The following is a 21,865-nucleotide window of genomic DNA, read 5'->3' as shown; positions in this document are numbered from 1 at the left end:
GCGTTAGATAATTTTATATGGCTAAAAGATTAGAATTTCTTAAATTAAATTTATTATTCCCAGCTCTTATGCAAGTCATGGAGGAGAAATTTCATAATTCCACTATATTGTACCTTTTGTGATTTGATCATTATATATTGCAAAACTCTAATATAAAATATATAATATAGTCAACCCCTTATACTGTGTGGGGGTAATTAATAAAAGTGGAGGTAAAATATGAATGATGTAAATATATTGTTAGCTTTTTCTGCAGGGGTACTTTCCTTTTTATCTCCGTGTATTTTGCCACTTATTCCAGCTTATATAACGTATTTAACGGGAATGAGTATAGAAGATATAAATGGTGGAAAAGATAAAATAACTGTAATGAAAAAGTCTCTTGGATTTATATTAGGATTCTCTATAATATTTATATTAATGGGGGTATCCATAAGCAGCATTGGAAAAGCTCTTTCAAATAACAAGGATATGTTTAGAAAAATAGGAGGAGTATTAATTATAATATTTGGACTACATACCATGGGAATATTAAAGATAAAGACCTTATATAGAGAAAGAAGAACTTTAAATTTAAGAAATGCCCAAGGTACATTTGGATCTATAGTATTGGGAATGGCTTTTGCAACTGGATGGACACCATGTATAGGCCCAATATTATCTTCTATACTAATTTATGCAGGAAGTACTGATAGTATAGGTAAAGGAGTATTGTTGTTAGTATTTTATTCTTTAGGTATGGCTATACCATTTTTCCTTACAGCTTTATTAATACAAAAACTAAGTGTGTATTTAAAGAAAATATATAAATATTTCCCATTAATAAGTTTTATCAGTGGTTTAGTTCTCATTTTAATGGGAATAATGATATTTACTAATAAACTAATAATTTTAAATAACTATTTGAACTTTTAGAATAGAAGGGAGGATACAAGAAACGTATTAGGTTTCTTGTAATGTAAGATGAAAAAGAAGTATATTTTAACTAGTATACTGGTAGTGGCGATAGTTGCAGCAGTTTATGGAATGAAGGTTTATACTGATTCATATAAAGAGAGTTTAGCGCAGAATAAGGAAAATAAAATTGAAAAATCACAAAGTACGTCAGATAAGTATAAAGAGGAGAATAAAGTTCAAGAAAGTACAGATTATTATAAATCTACAGATTTTACTTTAAAGAATATAGAAGGTAAAACTGTGAAATTAAGCGATTTTAAAGGTAAAAAGGTATTTTTAAATTTTTGGGCTACATGGTGTGAGCCTTGTAGAAGTGAGATACCAGATATGATAAAACTACAAAATGAAATTAAAGATTCAAATATAGTTATATTGGCTATAAATATAGGAGAAAGTAAAAATAAGGTAGAAGATTTTGTGAAGAAAAATAATATGAATTTCACTGTTCTACTAGATGAAGAACAAAAGGTAGCTTCAAAATATAGTGTTTCAGGAATACCAACTACATACTTAATTGATGAAAATGGCAAACTTATAAAATGGACTACAGGTGCTATGGAAATATATATGATGAAGGATTTTATAAAATAAAGTTAAATAATATACAAATATATAGCGTAAAGTGGCTATAGAAATATAAAATGGAGGGATATAAAATGAAAAAAACATTAAAAGTAGAAGGTATGAGCTGTATGCATTGTGTAAAACATGTAAAAGAAGCTCTTGAAGAGCTAGAAGGTGTAAAACATGTAGAAGTAGATTTGGAGTTAAAGATAGCAAAAGTAGAAATGGAAAAGAATATAGAAGATATTATTTTAAAAAATGCTATAGAAGATGCAGGTTATGAAGTAATAGAGATAGCTTAAATAAAATCATAGATTTATAAATTTAAAATTAAAACTTGGTAATTAGGCACATTCAAATAAATAACAAGTCAGTATGCTAGTCTATTTTGCGTCATACTGCGTCAGCAGAACCCACCGGTAGTTCTACTAGCGGCGGAACCTGCTTCCTTGTCTGACACAAAATATACCAGCATCTTTGACTTGTTATTTATTTTAAAGTAATTTCTCAAAGCATATAAATGGCTTGTTTTTTCCATTGTTAAAAAACACTTGTCCTACTTTTCTGTAGCCAAGTTTTTTAAACATAGATTGCATTTTAAGGTTTTCTATATAGGTGTCTGTCCTAATAGAAGTAAAGTCATTATTTCGTGCAAATTTCTCCGAAAAATATAATAAATCTTTTGCTACTCCTTTTCTTTGCCAGTTTATATCTACAGCCATTCTATGAATAACAATTATTTTGCCTTTGGAATCAGTCCAATTAATTTCATTGTATTCTTTTGCTTCAATATGGTTTAGTACTATTATTCCAATAATTTTACCATTAAATTTAGCAGCAAATAAATAACCAGATTGGATGTCTTCTTTAATTATTTGTTCATTAGGATAAGACTCGTCCCATTGGTTAGAACCTTCCTCATTCATTTTCTTAACACAAAGTTTAATTAAAAACATAATTTCATTTAAATCATCTATGGATGCCTGTATTATTTGCACAATTAATTCCTCCCTATTAACAAGAGTTATATGAGTTTTAAAAATAATTTAAATAAAAACTGCCTAAAATGATTTTAACATAAGTAATATAAGTTTTACATACGCTATAAATATTAATACCAATTTAAAAGTACCTAAGGGTAGTCAATAATAAATATAATGCATTCATCTCCACGTTTATATATTTAAATAGAGATGAATGCTAGTTAATTAAATATAAAATTTTATCCCATATCTTCTTCAAGATATTTAAATACAACCTTTTCCACTTCATCTGCTTGGTTGTCAGTAATGTTAAGAGTTTCTATGTAGCCATCTAGGGCTTTGAGTTCAATAGTGCCATATTCTTCATTGCTTATTAAGTCTACATTCCTTTTGAATTCTAAAATTTTATATCCATCTTTAATCATTTTGGAAATTTTTTTGTTCAACAGCACCGCCTCCAGAAATATATGTATAATTTTCATTTAATACTATTATTTACTTGTAGACACATAAATATACCTTAATATATAATTTTGATAATTAATATAAATATGAATAATTTTCATAATAAATCTTAAAAATATTAAGTATATTAGGATTTTTAGACAATAAAATGTTATATTAAAAGAAGGTATCAAATGAAAAAAAGAGAAAAATAAGGTTATACATAAAAAATATCGTGATAATTAAGAAAAATGTAAAAATACAAACAATTTTCTCAAAATTCAGCAAAGAATAAATTTTAAGAACGTAGTATAATTTTAATTGTAGAAATTTAATTTATTTTTATATTATTTTAGGGGAGGGAACCATAATGATAGATAAGCTAATATATGAACAAGATAATGAATTAGCACTATTAATGGAGAAAGAATTAGAAAGACAAAAGGGAAATATTGAACTTATAGCTTCAGAAAATATTGCAAGTCCAGCAGTTATAGAAGCTATGGGAAACCACCTAACAAATAAATATGCAGAAGGTTATCCAGGAAAAAGATATTATGGTGGATGCGAATTCGTAGATGAAATAGAAGATCTTGCAAGAGAAAGACTTAAGAAGATATTTGGAGCAGAACATGTAAATGTTCAGCCACATTCTGGAGCAAGTGCTAATATTGCTGCATATTTTGCTATTATTAAACCAGGAGATACAATTTTAGGAATGAATTTATCTCATGGCGGACACTTGACTCATGGAAGTCCAGTTAACATATCAGGAAGTTATTTTAATGTAGTATCTTATGGAGTAGATCCAGATGACCAAAGAATAGATTATGAAGAAGTTAGAAGATTAGCTATAGAGAACAAACCAAAGGTTATTGTAGCAGGAGCTAGTGCTTATCCAAGAATAATAGATTTTGCTAAATTTAGAGAAATTGCAGATGAAGTTGGAGCATATTTAATGGTAGATATGGCTCATATAGCTGGTCTTGTAGCAGCTGGACTTCATCCAAATCCAGTAGAATATGCTGACATAGTAACTTCTACTACTCATAAAACATTAAGAGGACCAAGAGGAGGAGTAATCCTTTGTAAGAAAGAACTTGCTAAGGCTATAGATAAAGCTATATTCCCAGGAACTCAAGGTGGTCCACTAATGCACATAATAGCTGCAAAAGCAGTATGCTTTAAGGAAGCTTTATCAGATGAATTTAAAGAGTATCAAAAACAAGTAGTTAAAAACGCTAAAGCTTTAGCAGAAGCTCTTGTAGATAGAGGATTCAACTTAGTTTCAGGTGGTACAGATAATCATTTAGTACTTGTAGATTTAAGAAATAAGAACATAACAGGAAAAGAAGCTCAAATATTATTAGACAAGATTCATATAACAGCAAACAAAAATTCAGTTCCTTTTGAAACTGAAAGCCCATTTGTAACTAGTGGAATAAGATTAGGATCACCAGCTGTTACTACAAGAGGTATGAAAGAAGAGGATATGGTAGAAATAGCTGATATAATTTCTAAAGCAATAGAAAATAGAGAAGATTTAGAGCCATTAAATAAGAGAGTAGCAGCTCTATGCCAAAAATATCCACTATATGAGGGATTAAAATAATACTAGCTTTGTAAGAATAATAGAAATAGTATATAGAAATTAGGAAATAGAGGTATATATATACATCTCTATTTCTTTTTTTATTATAGTTCAGTGGAATTTTAAATTTACAAAAATAATAAAAAATATACTATAATTAAGTTTTAAAAAGGAATAACGATAAAATTTACTAATTTTAATAAAAATACTATTTGATTTATACAAAATGTTTGGTAAAATAAATTTAAGAAAACAAAATATAATATGTGTCTTTTAAAGAAAAACAACATATATTTTTAAAGAGTCAGAAAACGTTTTATTAGCCTGTATTTCAATATTAAGATTTATTTCAATATAATGGTGAATAAGTATACATTTATAAGGTTAAATTATACAGGCAGAGTAATGTTTTTGAGTGCTAATATTATAGATAGGCTTAATTATAAATTAAATTTGAGGAGGTATAGTATTATGGGAAGTAAGTGTTTAGAAAAATTCTTAAAGGAAGGACTAGAGGATTTAAGAAGTAAGGGACTATATAACCAAATAGAATCACTAGAAAGTCCAAATGGACCAATAATAAAAATAAACGGTCATGACCTTATAAATTTGTCTTCTAACAATTATTTAGGATTTGCTACAAATAAAAGAATGATGGAAGCTGCAAAAAAAGCTGTAGACAAATATGGAGTAGGAGCAGGTGCAGTTAGAACAATAAATGGTACTTTAGATATACACGATGAATTAGAAAGAAAAATTGCAGAACTTAAAGATGCAGAAGCAGCTATAGCTTTCCAATCAGGATTTAACTGTAATGCAGGTGCAATCCAAGCTATTATGGATAAAAATGATGCCATATTATCAGATGAGTTAAACCATGCTTCTATAATAGATGGATGCAGACTTTCTAAAGCTAAAATAATAAGAGTTAATCACTCTGATATGGATGATTTAAGAAAGAAAGCTAAGGAAGCTAAGGAAAGTGGACTATACAATAAAATAATGGTTATAACAGATGGAGTATTCTCTATGGATGGAGATATAGCTAAGCTTCCAGAAATAGTAAAAATAGCAGAAGAATTTGATTTAATAACTTATGTTGATGATGCTCATGGTGAAGGAGTGCTTGGAAAGGGTAAAGGTATAGTAAGTCATTTTGGACTTGAAGGAAAAGTAGATTTAGAAATAGGAACTTTATCAAAAGCATTAGGAGTTGTAGGAGGATGTGTAACAGGAAGTAAAGATTTAATTGACTGGTTAAAAGTAAGAGCAAGACCATTCTTATTCTCAACTTCATTGACTCCAGGAGCAGCTGCTGCTGTAATAGAAGCTATTAATATATTAATGGAAAGTTCAGAAGCAGTAGATAGAGTATGGAAAAATGGAGATTACTTAAAGAAAGGCTTAAAAGAATTAGGATTCAATATAGGAAACAGTGAAACTCCAATAACTCCATGTATAATTGGAGATGAAAAGACAGCTCAAAAATTCAGTGCTAAATTAAGAGAAGAGGGAGTTTATGCTAAATCAATAGTATTCCCAACAGTACCTCTTGGAACAGCTAGGGTTAGAAATATGCCAACAGCAGATCATACAAAGGAAATGCTTGACAAAGCACTAGAAATATACGCAAAAGTTGGTAAGGAACTTGGAGTTATAAAATAGGATTAGAAGAAGATAATATTTGTTTAAATCAAAGAATAAATAATCAACTTTCAAGTTATAAAATAAAAATTGAGAATTGAAAAACTAAAAATAAGTAAGGGAGAACTCTAATGAAAAAAATATTAGTTACAGGATGCTTGGGACAAATAGGCTCAGAGCTTACAATGAAATTAAGAAATACTTATGGAAATGACAACGTTGTAGCTACAGACATAAGAAAACTTGAAGGAAATGAAGTAATAGAATCAGGTCCATTTGAAATATTAGATGTTAATGATGGAAAAGCTATGGGTGAAATTGCAAAAAAATATAATGTTGATTCAATAATTCACCTAGCAGCATTATTATCAGCAGTAGCAGAAGCAAAACCAGTACTTGCATGGAATATAAACATGGGTGGATTATTTAATGCACTAGAAGTTGCTAGAGAATTAAAATGTTCATTCTTTACTCCAAGTTCAATTGGTGCTTTTGGTCCATCAACACCAAAAGATAAAACACCACAAGACACAATACAAAGACCACAAACTATGTATGGTGTAACAAAGGTTTCAGGAGAACTTTTATGTGACTACTACTTTAAGAGATTTGGTGTAGATACAAGAGGGGTTCGTTTCCCAGGATTAATATCATATAAGACATTACCAGGTGGCGGAACTACTGACTACGCAGTAGATATATATTACAAAGCTCTACAAGATAAAAAATATGCTTCATTTATAGGAGAAGGAACATACATGGATATGATGTATATACCAGATGCTCTTGATGCTATAGTTAACTTAATGGAAGCAGATGGCTCAAAATTAAAGCATAGAAATGCATTTAACATAACAGCTATGAGCTTTGCACCAGAACATGTAGCAGCAGAAATAAAGAAACACATTCAAGAATTCCAAATGACTTACGATGTAGACCCTGTTAGACAAGCAATAGCTAATTCATGGCCAAATTCTATAGATGATTCAGCAGCACGTGAGGAATGGGGATTCAATCCAAAATATGATTTAGCTTCTATGACAACAGATATGTTAGAAAAATTAAGAGTTAAATTAAATATAAAATAATGAAATATTTTAATTAAGTTACAAAAAAGTACATTGTAGGATGAAAATCCATCAGCAATGTACTTTTTATTAACTTTATAAAATGCTATAATAATAAAATATAGATTTTAAGTTATTATGGTTATTTTATGAAGGGAGAGATTTAGTTGGGAAGTAAGTATTTTATAATAGATTCGAAAGTTCTTCCAGAAGTATTTGCGAAAGTTGTTGAACTTAAAGAGCTATTATATATAGGAAAGGTAAAGGACATATCAGAGGGAGTAAAGGTTGTTGGTATAAGTAGAAGTACATATTATAAGTATAAAGATTTCGTTTTCTCTTTGTCGGAAAATGTAAAAGGACAAAAGGTTACCATTGGACTTTTACTTGAAAACCAAAAGGGAACTCTTTCGGGAATACTTGATGAAATAGCAAGGCACAATGGGAATATACTAACTATAAATCAAGATATACCTATAAATAATGCTGCTAATGTAACTATAACTTTTAACATTTCTGATATGGATGTAGAGATGAATAAACTTTTAGAGGGAATAAATAAATTGAAAAATGTAATAAAAGTAAGCTTGATAGCTATGGAATAGATAATGTGTTTATAAAGAAAGATAAGGCTAGATAGATTTTAAAATCTATCTAGCCTTTGTAATAGGTTTAAATTTGGGAATCTTTAGCACATGAACCAGTTCTTTGTCCTCTGCCTTGTCCCATTCCGCCTCTACCTTGCCTTTGAGAAGAATTCTTTCTACCATTTCTATTTTCTAATGTGCAGTTTTCGGAGTTTTCTTTAATTCTATTTTTAATATTTTCCCCTTCCTCTTTAGTCAAATCACCCTTAGCTACGCTTTCGTCAATTGCTTTTGATTTACTATCTACTAGGGCTTTTTTTAGATTCTCTTCTGATAATCCTTTCTCCTTGGCGAAATCTACTAATGTTTTTCCTTCATCTAAAGCTTTGTTTATTTCTTCATCACTTACTTTTAAATTATCTTTAATTACAGATGTGATGAAGTCATATCCTCTTTTTCCTGTTATTCTGCGTAAGCCTAATCCATTTTCATTATATGATGTTTGTGAGTTATTATTTTCAACCGCTGCAGGTTTTGAATTATTTAAGTTAGTGGCACTAGTTGCATATACTGTACTTCCTAAAGCTAACATGGTACACATAGATAGGGTTAATAATAAATTTTTCTTTTTCATATTTAACAACCTCCTGTTTTTTAGTTTATATCTATATATTAAAGTATATCTGTGGTTAAAGTATGGGGTAATTGTGATAAAATTGTGAAAAGAATAAAAGATTTAACGAAATATGTGTTAAAATAAATAATAAATAGGTACATATATTTGAAACTATAAAAAAGGATAAAACGTCTTTACATTAGAATAAAAATGCTTATAAATATTATGAAATAATTTTTTTACATGTATAATAAATAAGTTAAAAGGGGTGTTAAAAATGTCATATGATTTTAATAAGGTAGTGGACAGGTTTCATACGAAAAGTGTTAAGTGGGATCTATTAGAGGAAATGTATGGAAATAAAGAAGTTATACCTATGTGGGTAGCAGACATGGACTTTGAAGTTCCGGAGGAGATAACAAAGGCTATAAAGGAAAGACTAAATCATGAGATATTTGGATACAGCTTTAGAGGTAAGGAGTATAATGAGGCAGTAATTAATTGGATGAAACAGCGTCATGAATGGGATATAAAGAGTGAATGGATAAAATTTACTCCGGGAGTAGTACCGGCTTTAAATTTTATATTAAGAGCTTTTACAAAACCAGGAGATCAGGTGATTATACAAACGCCTGTATATCATCCTTTTGCTAGATCCATAAAGAATAATGGGTGTACAGTTGTAACAAATCCTTTAAAATATGAGAACTTTACATATAAAATGGATTTAAAAGACTTAGAAAAGAAAATAACTAATAGAACAAGAATGTTAATTTTATGTAATCCACACAATCCTGTGGGAAGAGTATGGAGTAAAGAAGAATTAATAGCTTTAGGAGAGATATGTCTAAAACATGGAATATTGGTAGTGTCTGATGAAATACATTTTGATCTTATATATAAAGAAAATAAGCACACTGTATTTGCATCTATAAGTGAAGAATTTGCTCAAAATTCTATAGTTTGCACAGCGCCAAGTAAAACATTCAATATAGCAGGATTTCAAACATCCAATATAATAATACCTAATGATAAACTTAGAAATCTATTTAGTATAGAGTTAGAGAATTTAGCTATAAATGGTCCTAATATATTTGGTTGTGAAGCATTAATTGCGGCATATAATTCAGGTGCACAGTGGCTGGATGATCTTATAGATTACTTAAAGGAGAATTTAGATTTCCTAATTAGTTTTATAGAAAAAAGAATACCAAAGATTAAGGTGGTTAAGCCAGAAGGAACATATCTGGTTTGGCTTGATTGTTCAGGATTAAATATGAATAGTGAAGAAATGAGAGAATTTTTTGTTAAAAAAGTAAAGCTGGGATTAGATGATGGAATAATGTTCGGAGAAGAAGGCGAAAAATTCCAAAGGGTAAATATAGCTTGTCCTAGGAGTATATTAAAACAGGCTTTAGAAAGAATAGAAAAAGAAGTTAATAAACTTTAATTATTAAAGAACAAAGAGTAAAGAATAAATATCAAATATGAAAAAGCAAATGTCAAAGAGCAGATAAAAAATTAAAATGTAAAAGTGGAACTTGTGGAGCAGGAAAGAATTAAGTAAAAAGTAAGAAGTAAGAGTAAAGGAGGATTTTCCTTCACTGCGTTACGGAAAAGCTTTTATTGGCGATAGCCAGGCTAAATACCTAGGCATGATTAGGATTTATATATAAGAATGTATAATTTTGATTGTTAGGTAAATAGGAAGTTGTATATAAGTAATAGGTAAAAAGTAATAAGTAAGAGTTCTTCAAAAAATTAATTATAAAAAAACTCTTTGAGTTTTATCCTTACTTCTTACTTTTTACCTCTTACCTCTTATTGGTTCTATTCTGGAAATTATAAATTATAGTTAATTGCTAAAAGAGTTTCATCTTTAAATTTGGTATTTATATTTAATATTTCATACTTAAATGTACATTGACAATCATATATTCAAATAAAATATGCTTGAAATTATAAAAAAATTGAAGTATACTGAAAACATGAAAGCGGTAACATATTAGGGGGTATTTAAAATGGCAGTTACAATAAAGCATATAGCAGATAAGGCAGGAGTATCTTTAGCAACGGTTTCTAGAGTTCTAAATGATTCGGGTTATGTAAAAGAAGAAACTAGAAAAAAAGTAGTGCAAGCAATAAAAGAACTTAATTATACACCGAGTGCTATAGCTAGAAGTTTAACAAAAAAGAAAACGAATGTAATAGGTGTAGTAGTACCAGATATTAACAACCCTCACTTTGGAGAATTGATAAAAGGAATATCAAAAGTAGTGGATGCTGCCAATTTAAACATGATACTATGTGACACAGATGAAAGTCCAGAAAAGGAATTGAAGGCTCTACAGTTATTGAGAGAACAAAGAATAGAGGGAATAATTGTTTCACCTACGTCTAATGAAAATGATTTCAATAGTGAGTGCTTAAACACTTTAGAAAACTTAGGAATACCTATTGTACTTTTAGATGGAGATGTTAAATACTCTAATTTTAGTGGGGTGTTTGTGGACAACATAAAAGGTGCATATGAAGGTACTACGGCTCTTATAAAAGAAGGACATAATAAAATAGCAATAATAACAGGTAGAATTAATTCCAAGCCTGCAAAAGATAGACTTATTGGATATAAAAAAGCTTTAGCTGCAAATAATATAGATATAAAAGAAGAATATATTTTTTATGGTGATTATAAAGAAGAAAGTGGATATAAATTAACTAAAGAAATTCTAAATATGAAAGAGAGACCTACAGCTATATTTTCTAGCAATAACATGATGACATTAGGGTGTATAAAAGCATTTAATGAGTATGGAATCAGTATACCTAAGGATATGGCAATTATAGCCTTTGATGAGCTGAAAGTTTTAAATATCCTTGGGATGAATATAAGTTTTATTTCAACACCTACAGAAGAAATGGGTAGAACAGCTATGGAATTACTTTTAGAAAATTTAAAGGATAAAGAAAAAACTCAAGTTAATAGAATAACCCTGCATCCAAAGCTTTTACTAAAAGGATCAGAAAGGTTTAAATAGCAATTACTAAATAATTTTTTTATATAGAAGGTCCATAAATATGCTAATAATTATTAGCAATTTAATATGGTTATATAGGGTAAAATAATGGTTGAAAGAGTATTTATAATAGGAGGGGTTGTTGTGTTAAATTATAAAGAAGTATATGATCAATGGTTAAACAGTGATTATTTTGATGATAAAATAAAACTAGAGTTAAAGAATATAGGGCAAAACGAAGAAGAGATACAAGACAGATTTTATAAGGATTTAGAATTTGGCACAGCAGGTTTAAGAGGAAAAATAGGTGCAGGCACTAATAGAATGAACAAGTATATAATAAAAAGAACTACTCAAGGGCTTGCAAACTACATAATTAAAAAAGGTGAAGAATATAAGAATAGGGGAGTTGCTATTGCTTATGATTGCAGACTTTTTTCAAAGGAATTTGCAAAATATACTGCATTAGTTTTAGCGGGTAATGGTATAAGGTCATATTTATTTGAGGATTTAAGACCAACTCCAGAACTCTCCTTTGCAGTAAAAAGATTAAATACAGCCATGGGCATAGTTATAACTGCTAGCCATAATCCAAAGGATTATAATGGATACAAAGTATATGGAGAAAATGGAGCACAGATACTTACAAATGCAGCAGAAAGTATAATGAAAGAAATTTCCAAAATAGAAAACTTCAATTGTATAAATGAAATAGAAGAAACAGAAGCTATGGAAAAAGGCTTATTAAATATAATAGGAAGAGAAATAGATGATGAATATATAAATAAGGTTAAAGAATTGTCTATAAGAGATTCAAAAGATGAAATAGACAAAGATATAGTAGTAGTTTATACACCATTAAATGGAGCTGGAAATATACCTGTAAGAAGAGTTTTGAGGGAAAGAGGCTTTAAAAACATAAATGTAGTGAAGGAACAGGAGATGCCTGACGGAACTTTTCCTACTATTGAATATCCAAATCCAGAGGATGTAAAAGCTTTTGAATACTCTATATCTCTTGGCAAAAAAGTAGGTGCAGACTTATTAATTGCTACAGATCCAGACTGTGATAGAGTGGCTACTATGATAAAAAACAGTGATGGTGAATATTTAGCCTTAAACGGAAATCAAACTGGTGCACTTTTAATTAAGTACATATTAGAAGGAATGAAGGAAAAAGGAATGCTTCCACACAATGGGATAGTTGTTAAATCAATAGTTACAGGTGATTTAGGTATGGCTGTTGCTGAAAAGTATGGTGTGAAAACATTTCAATGCCTAACTGGATTTAAAAATATATGTGGATTAGGTGAAAAATTAGAAAAAGAACAAAATTATAAATTTTTATTTGGATATGAAGAAAGTATAGGTTATACTACTGGTAGATTTGTAATGGATAAAGATGGAGTTATAACTTCAATGCTTTTATGTGAGGCGGCCGCATATTATAAAAAACAAGGAAAAACATTAATAGATATATTAAACGATGTTTATGAGGAATTTGGATATTATAGAGAATTCTCTACTTCTATAGTATTAGAAGGTATAGAAGGAAGCAAGCGAATTGGAAGAATGATGGAGGAATATAGGAAGAGTTATCCTAATGAAATGTGTGGAGAAAAACTTATTAGATATATAGATTTTAAAATAGGAGAAGAAAAGAATTTAGTAACTGAAGAGATTTCTAAGGTGGATATACCTATATCAGATGTTTTAAAATTTACATTCCAAGATGGTTCTTGGTATGCTTTAAGACCTTCAGGTACAGAACCAAAGATAAAATTATATATATATGTTAAAAAGGGCTCTTTTAAAGTAGCTGAATATGCTTTAAAAGGTATGTCTGAACACATATTAAATAAACTTTATTCTATAAAATAAAATTTAAAAGTGAGGAGAGATAGTTATGAAAATACAGGAGTACATTGACCACACATTATTAAAACCAGAGGCTACAGAGGAGAAAATTATTAAAGTATGTAAAGAGGCTAGAGAGTACAAATTTGCATCTGTATGTGTAAATCCGTACTATGCTTCATTAGTAACAAAAGAATTAGAAGGAACAGAAGTGAAGACTTGTGTTGTAATAGGGTTCCCTTTAGGAGCTAACACTAAAGAAGTTAAAGCTTTTGAAACAGAGCAGGCTATAAAAAATGGTGCCAAAGAAGTGGATATGGTTATAAATGTAGGAGCTTTAAAAGACAAGAAATATGACGTAGTAAAACAAGATATAAAGGCTGTAGTAGAAGCTGCAAAGGGAAAAGCACTTGTAAAAGTTATAATAGAAACTTGTCTTCTAACTGAAGAAGAAAAAGTAAAAGCATGTGAACTTTCAAAAGAAGTAGGAGCAGATTTTGTAAAAACTTCTACAGGATTTTCAACAGGTGGAGCTACTAAAGAAGATATAGCTTTAATGAGAAAAGTAGTAGGAAAAGATTTAGGAGTAAAGGCGTCAGGTGGAATAAGAGACTATAAAGCTTGCATGGACATGATTAATGCTGGTGCGAGCAGAATAGGAGCTAGTGCAGGAATAAAGATAGTACAGCAGGCTGAAAGTGGCGATATGAAAGAAACTAAAGGTTCAGGTCTTTATTAATAAATGTAAATAAAAGCATACAAAATTAATTAGTAAATAGCATTTTGTGAAAGGAGCTGAAAAATATGAGAATGTACGATTTGATAATTAAGAAAAGAAATGGTGAAGAACTTACAACTGAAGAAATAAACTTTTTTGTAGATAACTATACTAAAGCTAGTATTCCAGATTATCAAGTATCTGCTCTTTTAATGGCAATATTCTTTCAAAAGATGAACTCTAGAGAAACAGCAGATTTAACTATGGCTATGGTACATTCAGGAGATATGCTTGATTTATCTAAAATAGAAGGTATAAAGGTAGATAAACATAGCACAGGTGGAGTAGGAGATACTACTACTTTAGTGTTAACTCCAATGGTTGCAGCTCTTGGAATTCCAGTTGCAAAAATGTCTGGTAGAGGATTAGGTCACACTGGTGGAACTATTGATAAACTAGAATCTTTTGATGGTTTTTCAGTGGAGATAAGCGAAGAGCAATTTATAAACAATGTAAATACTATAAAAATAGCAGTTAATGGTCAAACTCCAGACTTAGCTCCAGCAGATAAAAAATTATATGCTCTAAGAGATGTAACAGGAACAGTAGATAATTTATCACTTATATCTTCAAGTATAATGAGTAAAAAGATAGCTTCAGGAGCTGATGCTATTGTTTTAGATGTTAAAGTTGGAGATGGAGCATTCATGAAGACTTTTGAAGATGCTAAAGCATTAGGAACAGCTATGGTTAACATAGGTAAAAATGTAGGAAGAAATACTGTAGCTGTAATATCTGATATGGATCAGCCTCTAGGATTTGCTATAGGAAATGCCTTAGAAGTTAAAGAAGCTATAGATACATTAAAGGGCAATGGTCCAAAAGACTTATTACAACTTTGCTTGACTTTAGGAAGCAATATGGTGGTTTTAGCTAAGAAAGCTGCAAATGTAGAAGAAGCTAAAGAAATGCTTTTAGGAACAATAAAAGACGGATCAGCTTTAGCTAAATTTAAAGAATTCATAAAAGCTCAAGGTGGAAATGTAGAACAGGTAGAAGATACAGATAAGCTTCCAAAGGCTAAATACGTAGTTCCAGTTAAAAGTCCAAAAGAGGGATATATAAGCAAGATACACGCTGAAAACATAGGATTAATTGCTATGGAATTAGGAGCAGGTAGAGCTACTAAGGAAGACGCAATTGACTTGGCTGTAGGTATAGTATTATCTAAGAAAAGAGGAGAAAAAGTAGCTGAGGGAGATATAATAGCTTACGTTCATGCTAACGATGAGAAGAAAGCCGAAAAGGCAGTAAAAGATATTATAGGCAACTATGAAATAAAAGAAAAATACAATAATGAAATACCACTTATTTATGATGTTATAAGATAAGCATATATTGGGTGGAGATGCCGTAAGAAAAATCTGCTTTTAATTCCGTGATAAATGTGAAATTTTGGACTGTGAACAGTACGCCAAGAACTTCTAAGGCTAGTTCAATAGTCCTAAATTTCACATTTATCACTACATTAAAAGTAGATTTTTCAGTTCAAATAGAAGCTATAACTATTTCATTAATGGAATAGTTATAGCTTTTTATTTAAACGCGTTGAAAATTTTTTTGACCATATCCAGCGTGTATATGGATTTAGCTAAGAATTCAAGTTGACTATTTAGTATAAACTTCTATTTTGTTTTATCAATTTTGCAGTATCCTTTGTAAATAAGAAATACTGAAAAACTTAATTCAAATATAACTATAATCTTTATTAATGGATGAATATTTGCAAATGCGTAGTTCACCCCAACACCAGGTAATGATTGAATAAATAAGATTGCAATAATTAATTGAGTAAAAGTAATAAATAGCAAATAACTTCCCAATTTAAACATTTCTAATTTCCACCCCTCTTTAATTTGTTATATTTTATAACTGTTCAATAAATTACAATTAGTCTAGGAGTTAATTATAACATTAATTTCAATAAATAGTTTTTTTTATTTAAGCTATTTAAAAATTTTTATGACAATAGCTAGCGTATATTTTCTAATAAATATAAATCTCTAGCCCTCAATCCTAAAATTTTAGGTACTAGGTTAAAGATTTTATATTGGGGACTGTGGACTAATATAAGTCTATAGCAAATTTTACAAATAATGTAGTATAATAAGAATAGGATATAAATAAGAAGTTGATTATGTGAAATTAACAAATTATTAATACTTTATTATGAGTTAAGATATAACTTATAATATAGTTTTGTGTTATAATACATATAAATAATGATAAGTATAGTGAGGGGAGAATAAATATGAATTCTAATAAATTTAGTGATTTAATAAAATCTATACTATATATTTTAATTTTTGTAATGGTATTGGCTCTAACCATAAAACTTGCTATAGGAATATTTAAGATAGGAGCTATTATTCTTTTATTATGGCTTGCATACAGGGGAATTATGAATTTAGTAAATTATTTAAAAAACAAGAAAAAAGATTTGGAACATAAGAAAAAAGGGTATACTGTTAATGAAGATGGAGTAGTTGATGTGGATTATGAGGAAGTGAAAAAGTAGACGAGTGCCAGTGTGCCAGTGTGCTAGTTGGCTAGTGAGAATTTAATTTTACACTTTTATTTTATAACTGTAAAAGTTGAATTAAATATGTATGGCTTTGGGAATTTACTGAATGTGTGTGATATAATAAGGTTATAGAAAATGGTTTGGGGGGATTAAAATGACATTAATTAAAAATGGAAAAATTTTAACTATGGCTGGTGAAGTTATAGAAAATGGTGAAATATTAATACAAGGTAATAAAATTGTAAAAGTGGGTAAAAATATTAATATACCTCAAAACTGTAATGTAATAGATGCAGAAGGTGGATATGTGACTCCAGGATTTATTGATGCTCATTGCCATATAGGCTTATTTGAACAGGATATGGGTTTTGAAGGTGAGGATGGTAATGAAATTACAGATCCAACTACGCCACAGTTAAGAGCTATTGATGCTATAAATCCTATGGATTCAGCTTTTAAGGAAGCTTATGAAAATGGGGTTACTTGTGTTTGTACAGGTCCAGGTAGTGCCAATGTGTTAGGTGGAACTTTTGCTATAATTAAGACAAAAGGAATTAGAATAGATAATATGATAGTAAAGGAAAATGCAGCTATGAAATGTGCTTTTGGAGAAAATCCAAAGAGATGCTATGATGCTAAAAAACAATCTCCATCTACTAGAATGGCTACAGCTTCTATATTAAGGGAAAGTCTTATGAAAGCTAAGGATTATTTAGACAAAAAAGAAAATAGTAAAAATAAGCCAGCTTTTGATATGAAAATGGAAGCGTTAATACCTGTGCTAAAAAAAGAAATTCCATTAAAGGCACATGCACATAGAGCTGATGATATATTCACTGCTATAAGAATAGCTAAAGAGTTTGATGTGAATTTAACATTAGATCACTGCACTGAAGGACATTTAATAGCAGATGAGCTAGCTAAGGAAAATTTTAATGCTATAGTTGGACCTACTTTTGGATTTAGAACTAAGATAGAAGTTAAAAATAAAACTTTTGAAACACTAAAGGTTTTAAAAGATGCAGGAGTTAAGTTTGCAATTATGACAGATCATCCTGTTATACCACTTCAGAATTTACCTCTCTGTGCAGCATTAGGAGTTAAAGCTGGATTAGATGAAGAAACTGCATTAAAAGCCATTACTATAAATGCAGCAGAGATACTAGGCATACAAGATAGAGTTGGTTCCATAGAAGAGGGTAAAGATGCAGACATAGCTATATTTGATAAGCATCCTTTTGATTTGCAGGCATCTACTAAATATGTATTTATAGATGGAGAAATGGTATACGGAAAATAATAGTTATGATTAACCCACAATAAGGTATAATTCAGGTAATGTAATGCGTTTTGTGAGAGAATCATAGTTATATAAATGAAATAGATGGATGTGGGCAGTAGTAAAGGTATAGGGATTACAAAAACAATTATGGTATAAATAAAATATTTACCGGAGTGATGTTATGAAGATAGGTAAAATACTAAAGGGTACTGGGAGAGTTTTAGGTACAGTGGTAGAATATAATATAAAAATAACTGGAGAAGTGGTTGGTGCAATAGCAGATATTGTAGATAAACCTAAATTTGCCAAGGGAAGCAGAGACTTTACCAAGGTATTAGGAAACATAGTAGGGGAGACCTCTAGAAAAGCTTCGGACATTACAGGTGATGCACTAGATAGAGCCATAGAAGTAGGCTCTAGTGCTATTAAGAGAATTGAGGGTGTTGTAGTAAAAGAAAATATAGTAGAAATAAATGAAAAAGGTAAAATTAGAAATATAAGATATGTAAATGATGTGGATTATGAGGTTATTGAAGAATAGAACTTTAAATCTTACATTAAAAAAGTACCAATCTAGATTATGAATTGTATATAATACAGGTAGCCTATATAATAAAAATATAAAAATAAAACCCATCTAGTATAGTATATATATATAGATGGGTTTTATTTAAATTGAATATTTAATTTAAATTCTTATAGTTAATAATACTGTAAGTAATTAATTCTTTACACAAAAGGTTTATTTATCTTCCCATTTTAAAATTAAACTTCTAGCAGCTTTGACTTCATCTAATCTCTTTAAAGGGGTAGTTAAAGGTGCGGAATGAAGAATTTCAGCATCTTTTTTTGCCTCCTCACTTATGCTAATCATGGAATCAGCAAAGCCATCTAGAGTTTCCAAACTTTCTGATTCAGTAGGTTCAATCATTATTGCAGAATCTACTATAAGAGGGAAGTATATAGTTGGTGGATGATATCCATAGTCTAAAAGACGTTTTGCCACATCTAAAGTACCAACGCCATTAGGTTCTTTTAATCCACCTAGAACAAATTCATGTTTGCAAATGCCATCATAAGGCAGATTGTAATGATCCTTAAGTTTCTTTTGTAAATAGTTAGCATTAAGTACTGCAGTTTCGCTAGATTTTCTTAAGCCTTCTGCGCCCATAGTTAAAATATATGCATAGGATTTTACCATAACACCAAAGTTGCCATAGAAGCTTTTTACTTTTCCTATAGAATCCTCTTTATCATAGTTTAGAACAAAGCTATTTTCAGTTTTTTCTACTACTGGAACTGGCACAAAAGGAATTAGATGTTTCTTAACGCCTACAGGACCGCTTCCAGGGCCTCCACCACCATGAGGAGCAGCAAAGGTTTTGTGTAGATTTAAGTGAACCACATCAAAGCCCATATCACCAGGTCTAGATTTTCCCATGACAGCATTTAAATTTGCTCCATCGTAGTATACAAGTCCACCAGCTTCATGGACTAGTGAAGAAATTAATTTTATATTAGGGTCAAATATTCCTAAAGTATTTGGATTTGTAAGCATTAAACCTGCTATCTCATCATTTAATACAGATTTTAAGCTTTCAATATCTACTCCACCATTTTCATTAGATTTTACTTGTACTATTTCAAAACCAGCTACATTGGCGCTAGCGGGGTTAGTTCCATGAGCAGAATCTGGAACTATTATTTTAGTTCTTTTTTTATCTGCTCTTTTGTCATGATAGGCTTTTATTATCATAAGACCTGTAAGTTCACCATGAGCACCGGCAGCAGGTTGAAGGGATACATAATCCATACCAGTAATCTCACTTAATTTGCAATTCAAATCATACATTATTTCTAAAGCACCTTGAACTGTCTCTTCCTCTTGATATGGATGGATATTTTTTAGAGTATTTAATGTAGCCATATCTTCATTTATTTTAGGATTATATTTCATAGTACAAGAACCTAGAGGGTAAAATCCTGAATCTACTCCAAAGTTTTTAGTACTTAAAAGAGTGAAATGTCTTACTACTTCATTTTCACTAACTTCAGGTAGTAGAGCGTCTTCTTCTCTTAAAAGTTCCTTAGGTATTATGGTATCTATAGATACATTGTCTACATCACATTTAGGTAAAGAATAACCAATTCTTCCTTCTTTAGAAACTTCAAAAATTAATTTATCATAATTTAACATTTTATCTCCTCCATAATCTTTACTAAATAATCAATTTCTTCTTTAGTTCGTTTCTCTGTTACACAAAGAAGAATTTGATTTTTGCAAAGAGGGTAGGATTTTTGCAGAGAATATCCTCCGGTAATTCCGTATTTAATCAATTCTTTATTTAGTAGAGATACATCCATAGCTGTCTCTAATACAAATTCTCTAAAGAAAGGCTTATTCCATACAGGTTTAAATTTTCCAGTGGATATTAATTTATTGTAGGCGTAGTAAGCCTTTTTAGCACATTGATTTGCCACTTCTTTTATACCTTCTTTACCTAATGTAGAAAGGTATATTGTAGCAGTCAAAGCATTAAGAGATTGGTTTGAGCAAATATTTGATGTGGCTTTTTCTCTTCTTATGTGTTGTTCTCTTGCTTGAAGAGTTAAAACAAAAGCTCTTTTTCCATCCACATCTTCAGTTTGTCCTACAATTCTTCCTGGCATCTTACGCATAAGCTTTTTAGTAACAGCCATAAATCCAAGGTATGGACCACCAAAGCTTAAAGGGTTTCCAAGAACTTGTCCCTCGCCTACAGCTATATCCGCACCGTATTCTTTTGGAGTTTTTAGTATGCCTAGTGAAATTGGGTCTACATTCATTATGAATAATGCTTTATTATCATGGGCTATTTTGGAAACCTCACTGTAGTCTTCTACTACTCCAAAGAAATTAGGATTTTGAACTACTACTCCAAGAGTATCCTTGTTTACCTTAGATTTAAGAAGTTCCATATCTGTGCAGCCATCCTTAAAATCTATTTCTATAACTTCAACATTTTTAAATCTCATATAAGTTTTTACTACTCTTCTTACTTCAGGGTGAACAGTTTTAGAAATAACTATTGAATTACCCTTACAACTGTCTAAAGCCATGTTACATGCTTCAGCAGTAGCAGAAGCTCCATCGTATAAAGAAGCATTGGAAACATCCATGCCTGTAAGATTGCATATCATAGTTTGATATTCAAAAATTGCCTGTAAGGTCCCTTGACTTATTTCTGGTTGATATGGTGTATAAGCGGTGTAAAACTCGCTTCTTGAAGTAATGTGGTGTATAATAGAAGGTATAAAATGGTCGTAAGCTCCAGCTCCAAGGAAGCATATGCTGTCTTCTGTGGAGATGTTTTTATTTGCTGTGTGTGTGATTTTGGTGCTTACTTCCATTTCACTTAAAGGCTCATTAATATTTAGTCTGTCCTTTAGTCTTAAATCTTCAGGAATGTCGCTAAATAAATCATCTACTTTATTTAATCCTAAATAATCTAATATTTTCTTTTCATCTTCCGCTGTGTTTGGAATGTATGGAAACATTTTTATGCCTCCTTAGAGCAGAATTCTTGGTACTCTTCAGCACTCATTAAATCCTTTATTTGATCTTTGTTTAAAATTTCAACTTTTGCAATCCAGCTATTGTAAGGGTCATTATTAACTAACTCTACGTCGTCATCTAGAGCTTCATTCACTTCTATAACTTTGCCATCTATAGGCATATAAACATCAGATGCAGCTTTAACTGATTCTACAACGCTTAGAGCATCCCCTACAAGAATTTCGTCGTCTACTTCTGGAAGTTCCACATAAACTATATCTCCAAGGGCATCTTGTGCATAGTCTGTTATTCCTATGTAAGCATTATCTCCATCTAATTTTACCCATTCATGTTCTTTAGAATAATATAAGCCTTCTATAACTTTCATAATTTAAAAACCTCCTAAGTTTTATTTTAAA

At 30.2% G+C, this 21,865-nt stretch carries 23 protein-coding genes; 16 read left to right on the top strand and 7 right to left on the bottom strand.

Features of this window, described 5'->3' with window-relative positions; genetic code table 11:
* The first annotated feature begins 219 nt into the window (after nucleotides 1-219).
* The 3 genes from C1715_RS17065 (at nucleotide 220) to C1715_RS17055 (ending at nucleotide 1,823) form a co-directional block, all read left to right on the top strand.
* Complete coding sequence (locus C1715_RS17065; RefSeq protein WP_102401559.1) at nucleotides 220-915, top strand: cytochrome c biogenesis CcdA family protein; 696 nt, start codon at nucleotides 220-222, stop codon at nucleotides 913-915.
* A 48-nt stretch (nucleotides 916-963) separates the two neighbouring features.
* Complete coding sequence (locus C1715_RS17060) at nucleotides 964-1,548, top strand: peroxiredoxin family protein (protein WP_102401558.1); 585 nt, start codon at nucleotides 964-966, stop codon at nucleotides 1,546-1,548.
* A gap of 65 nt (nucleotides 1,549-1,613) precedes the next feature.
* A complete protein-coding gene (locus C1715_RS17055) occupies nucleotides 1,614-1,823 on the top strand; it encodes a heavy-metal-associated domain-containing protein (protein ID WP_102401557.1) in 210 nt (69 codons plus the stop codon).
* A gap of 192 nt (nucleotides 1,824-2,015) precedes the next feature.
* On the opposite strand, the gene C1715_RS17050 is transcribed toward C1715_RS17055, so the two are convergent.
* Nucleotides 2,016-2,519, bottom strand: a complete 504-nt coding sequence (locus C1715_RS17050) for a GNAT family N-acetyltransferase (RefSeq protein ID WP_102401556.1) — start codon at nucleotides 2,517-2,519, stop codon at nucleotides 2,016-2,018.
* A gap of 224 nt (nucleotides 2,520-2,743) precedes the next feature.
* Entirely contained in the window at nucleotides 2,744-2,950 is a 207-nt protein-coding gene (locus C1715_RS17045; protein ID WP_102401555.1) for a hypothetical protein, read from the bottom strand.
* Nucleotides 2,951-3,318: 368 nt separating this feature from the next.
* On the opposite strand from C1715_RS17045, the gene C1715_RS17040 reads away from it, so the two are divergent.
* The 4 genes from C1715_RS17040 (at nucleotide 3,319) to C1715_RS17025 (ending at nucleotide 7,855) form a co-directional block, all read left to right on the top strand.
* Nucleotides 3,319-4,560, top strand: a complete 1,242-nt coding sequence (locus C1715_RS17040) for a serine hydroxymethyltransferase (protein WP_102401554.1) — start codon at nucleotides 3,319-3,321, stop codon at nucleotides 4,558-4,560.
* A 450-nt stretch (nucleotides 4,561-5,010) separates the two neighbouring features.
* Complete coding sequence (locus tag C1715_RS17035; protein WP_102401553.1) at nucleotides 5,011-6,204, top strand: glycine C-acetyltransferase; 1,194 nt, start codon at nucleotides 5,011-5,013, stop codon at nucleotides 6,202-6,204.
* A 110-nt stretch (nucleotides 6,205-6,314) separates the two neighbouring features.
* Nucleotides 6,315-7,271: an L-threonine 3-dehydrogenase gene (locus C1715_RS17030; RefSeq protein WP_102401552.1), complete on the top strand. Its 957-nt coding sequence runs from the start codon at nucleotides 6,315-6,317 to the stop codon at nucleotides 7,269-7,271.
* Between the two features lie 146 nt (nucleotides 7,272-7,417).
* Nucleotides 7,418-7,855, top strand: coding sequence for an ACT domain-containing protein (locus C1715_RS17025; protein WP_102401551.1), 438 nt, complete (start codon nucleotides 7,418-7,420; stop codon nucleotides 7,853-7,855).
* 67 nt (nucleotides 7,856-7,922) lie between these two features.
* Here C1715_RS17025 and C1715_RS17020 read toward each other — a convergent pair whose 3' ends face one another.
* Nucleotides 7,923-8,471: a hypothetical protein gene (locus C1715_RS17020; RefSeq protein WP_102401550.1), complete on the bottom strand. Its 549-nt coding sequence runs from the start codon at nucleotides 8,469-8,471 to the stop codon at nucleotides 7,923-7,925.
* A 259-nt stretch (nucleotides 8,472-8,730) separates the two neighbouring features.
* On the opposite strand from C1715_RS17020, the gene C1715_RS17015 reads away from it, so the two are divergent.
* The 6 genes from C1715_RS17015 to C1715_RS19555 all read left to right on the top strand — a co-directional run bounded on the left by C1715_RS17015 (nucleotide 8,731) and on the right by C1715_RS19555 (nucleotide 15,630).
* Nucleotides 8,731-9,903, top strand: coding sequence for a MalY/PatB family protein (locus C1715_RS17015; protein WP_102401549.1), 1,173 nt, complete (start codon nucleotides 8,731-8,733; stop codon nucleotides 9,901-9,903).
* A 571-nt stretch (nucleotides 9,904-10,474) separates the two neighbouring features.
* Nucleotides 10,475-11,491 carry a LacI family DNA-binding transcriptional regulator gene (locus C1715_RS17010; protein WP_102401548.1) on the top strand — a complete coding sequence of 339 codons (1,017 nt, stop codon included), beginning with the start codon at nucleotides 10,475-10,477 and terminating at the stop codon, nucleotides 11,489-11,491.
* A 123-nt stretch (nucleotides 11,492-11,614) separates the two neighbouring features.
* Complete coding sequence (locus C1715_RS17005; protein ID WP_242971987.1) at nucleotides 11,615-13,351, top strand: phospho-sugar mutase; 1,737 nt, start codon at nucleotides 11,615-11,617, stop codon at nucleotides 13,349-13,351.
* A gap of 25 nt (nucleotides 13,352-13,376) precedes the next feature.
* Complete coding sequence (gene deoC / locus C1715_RS17000; protein WP_102401546.1) at nucleotides 13,377-14,066, top strand: deoxyribose-phosphate aldolase; 690 nt, start codon at nucleotides 13,377-13,379, stop codon at nucleotides 14,064-14,066.
* A 65-nt stretch (nucleotides 14,067-14,131) separates the two neighbouring features.
* Nucleotides 14,132-15,436 (top strand): pyrimidine-nucleoside phosphorylase, encoded by a 1,305-nt coding sequence (locus C1715_RS16995; RefSeq protein WP_102401545.1) that lies wholly within the window; start codon nucleotides 14,132-14,134, stop codon nucleotides 15,434-15,436.
* A 47-nt stretch (nucleotides 15,437-15,483) separates the two neighbouring features.
* Nucleotides 15,484-15,630, top strand: a complete 147-nt coding sequence (locus tag C1715_RS19555) for a hypothetical protein (RefSeq protein ID WP_180964122.1) — start codon at nucleotides 15,484-15,486, stop codon at nucleotides 15,628-15,630.
* Between the two features lie 100 nt (nucleotides 15,631-15,730).
* Here C1715_RS19555 and C1715_RS16990 read toward each other — a convergent pair whose 3' ends face one another.
* Nucleotides 15,731-15,937 carry a hypothetical protein gene (locus C1715_RS16990; protein ID WP_102401544.1) on the bottom strand — a complete coding sequence of 69 codons (207 nt, stop codon included), beginning with the start codon at nucleotides 15,935-15,937 and terminating at the stop codon, nucleotides 15,731-15,733.
* 419 nt (nucleotides 15,938-16,356) lie between these two features.
* On the opposite strand from C1715_RS16990, the gene C1715_RS16985 reads away from it, so the two are divergent.
* From C1715_RS16985 to C1715_RS16975, 3 genes are all read left to right on the top strand, one after another.
* Nucleotides 16,357-16,623, top strand: a complete 267-nt coding sequence (locus C1715_RS16985; protein ID WP_102401543.1) for a hypothetical protein — start codon at nucleotides 16,357-16,359, stop codon at nucleotides 16,621-16,623.
* 160 nt (nucleotides 16,624-16,783) lie between these two features.
* Nucleotides 16,784-17,929, top strand: coding sequence for an amidohydrolase (locus C1715_RS16980; protein WP_102401542.1), 1,146 nt, complete (start codon nucleotides 16,784-16,786; stop codon nucleotides 17,927-17,929).
* Nucleotides 17,930-18,092: 163 nt separating this feature from the next.
* Nucleotides 18,093-18,452: a hypothetical protein gene (locus tag C1715_RS16975; protein WP_102401541.1), complete on the top strand. Its 360-nt coding sequence runs from the start codon at nucleotides 18,093-18,095 to the stop codon at nucleotides 18,450-18,452.
* Between the two features lie 201 nt (nucleotides 18,453-18,653).
* On the opposite strand, the gene gcvPB is transcribed toward C1715_RS16975, so the two are convergent.
* The 3 genes from gcvPB to gcvH are packed head-to-tail and all read right to left on the bottom strand — an operon-like array spanning nucleotide 18,654 to nucleotide 21,834.
* Complete coding sequence (gene gcvPB, locus C1715_RS16970) at nucleotides 18,654-20,108, bottom strand: aminomethyl-transferring glycine dehydrogenase subunit GcvPB (RefSeq protein WP_102401540.1); 1,455 nt, start codon at nucleotides 20,106-20,108, stop codon at nucleotides 18,654-18,656.
* On the bottom strand, nucleotides 20,102-21,448 hold the full coding sequence (gcvPA, locus tag C1715_RS16965) for an aminomethyl-transferring glycine dehydrogenase subunit GcvPA (RefSeq protein WP_102401539.1): 1,347 nt from the start codon (nucleotides 21,446-21,448) through the stop codon (nucleotides 20,102-20,104). Before gcvPA ends, gcvPB begins: the two co-directional genes overlap by 7 nt.
* A gap of 2 nt (nucleotides 21,449-21,450) precedes the next feature.
* Nucleotides 21,451-21,834 (bottom strand): glycine cleavage system protein GcvH, encoded by a 384-nt coding sequence (gene gcvH, locus C1715_RS16960; protein ID WP_102401538.1) that lies wholly within the window; start codon nucleotides 21,832-21,834, stop codon nucleotides 21,451-21,453.
* Nucleotides 21,835-21,865: the final 31 nt, after the last annotated feature.

It is taken from the genome of Haloimpatiens massiliensis (assembly GCF_900184255.1).
Classification (GTDB): domain Bacteria; phylum Bacillota; class Clostridia; order Clostridiales; family Clostridiaceae; genus Haloimpatiens; species Haloimpatiens massiliensis.
The sequence above is the reverse complement of the archived record's forward strand: the minus strand, read 5'-3'. Positions and strand labels throughout refer to the sequence as shown.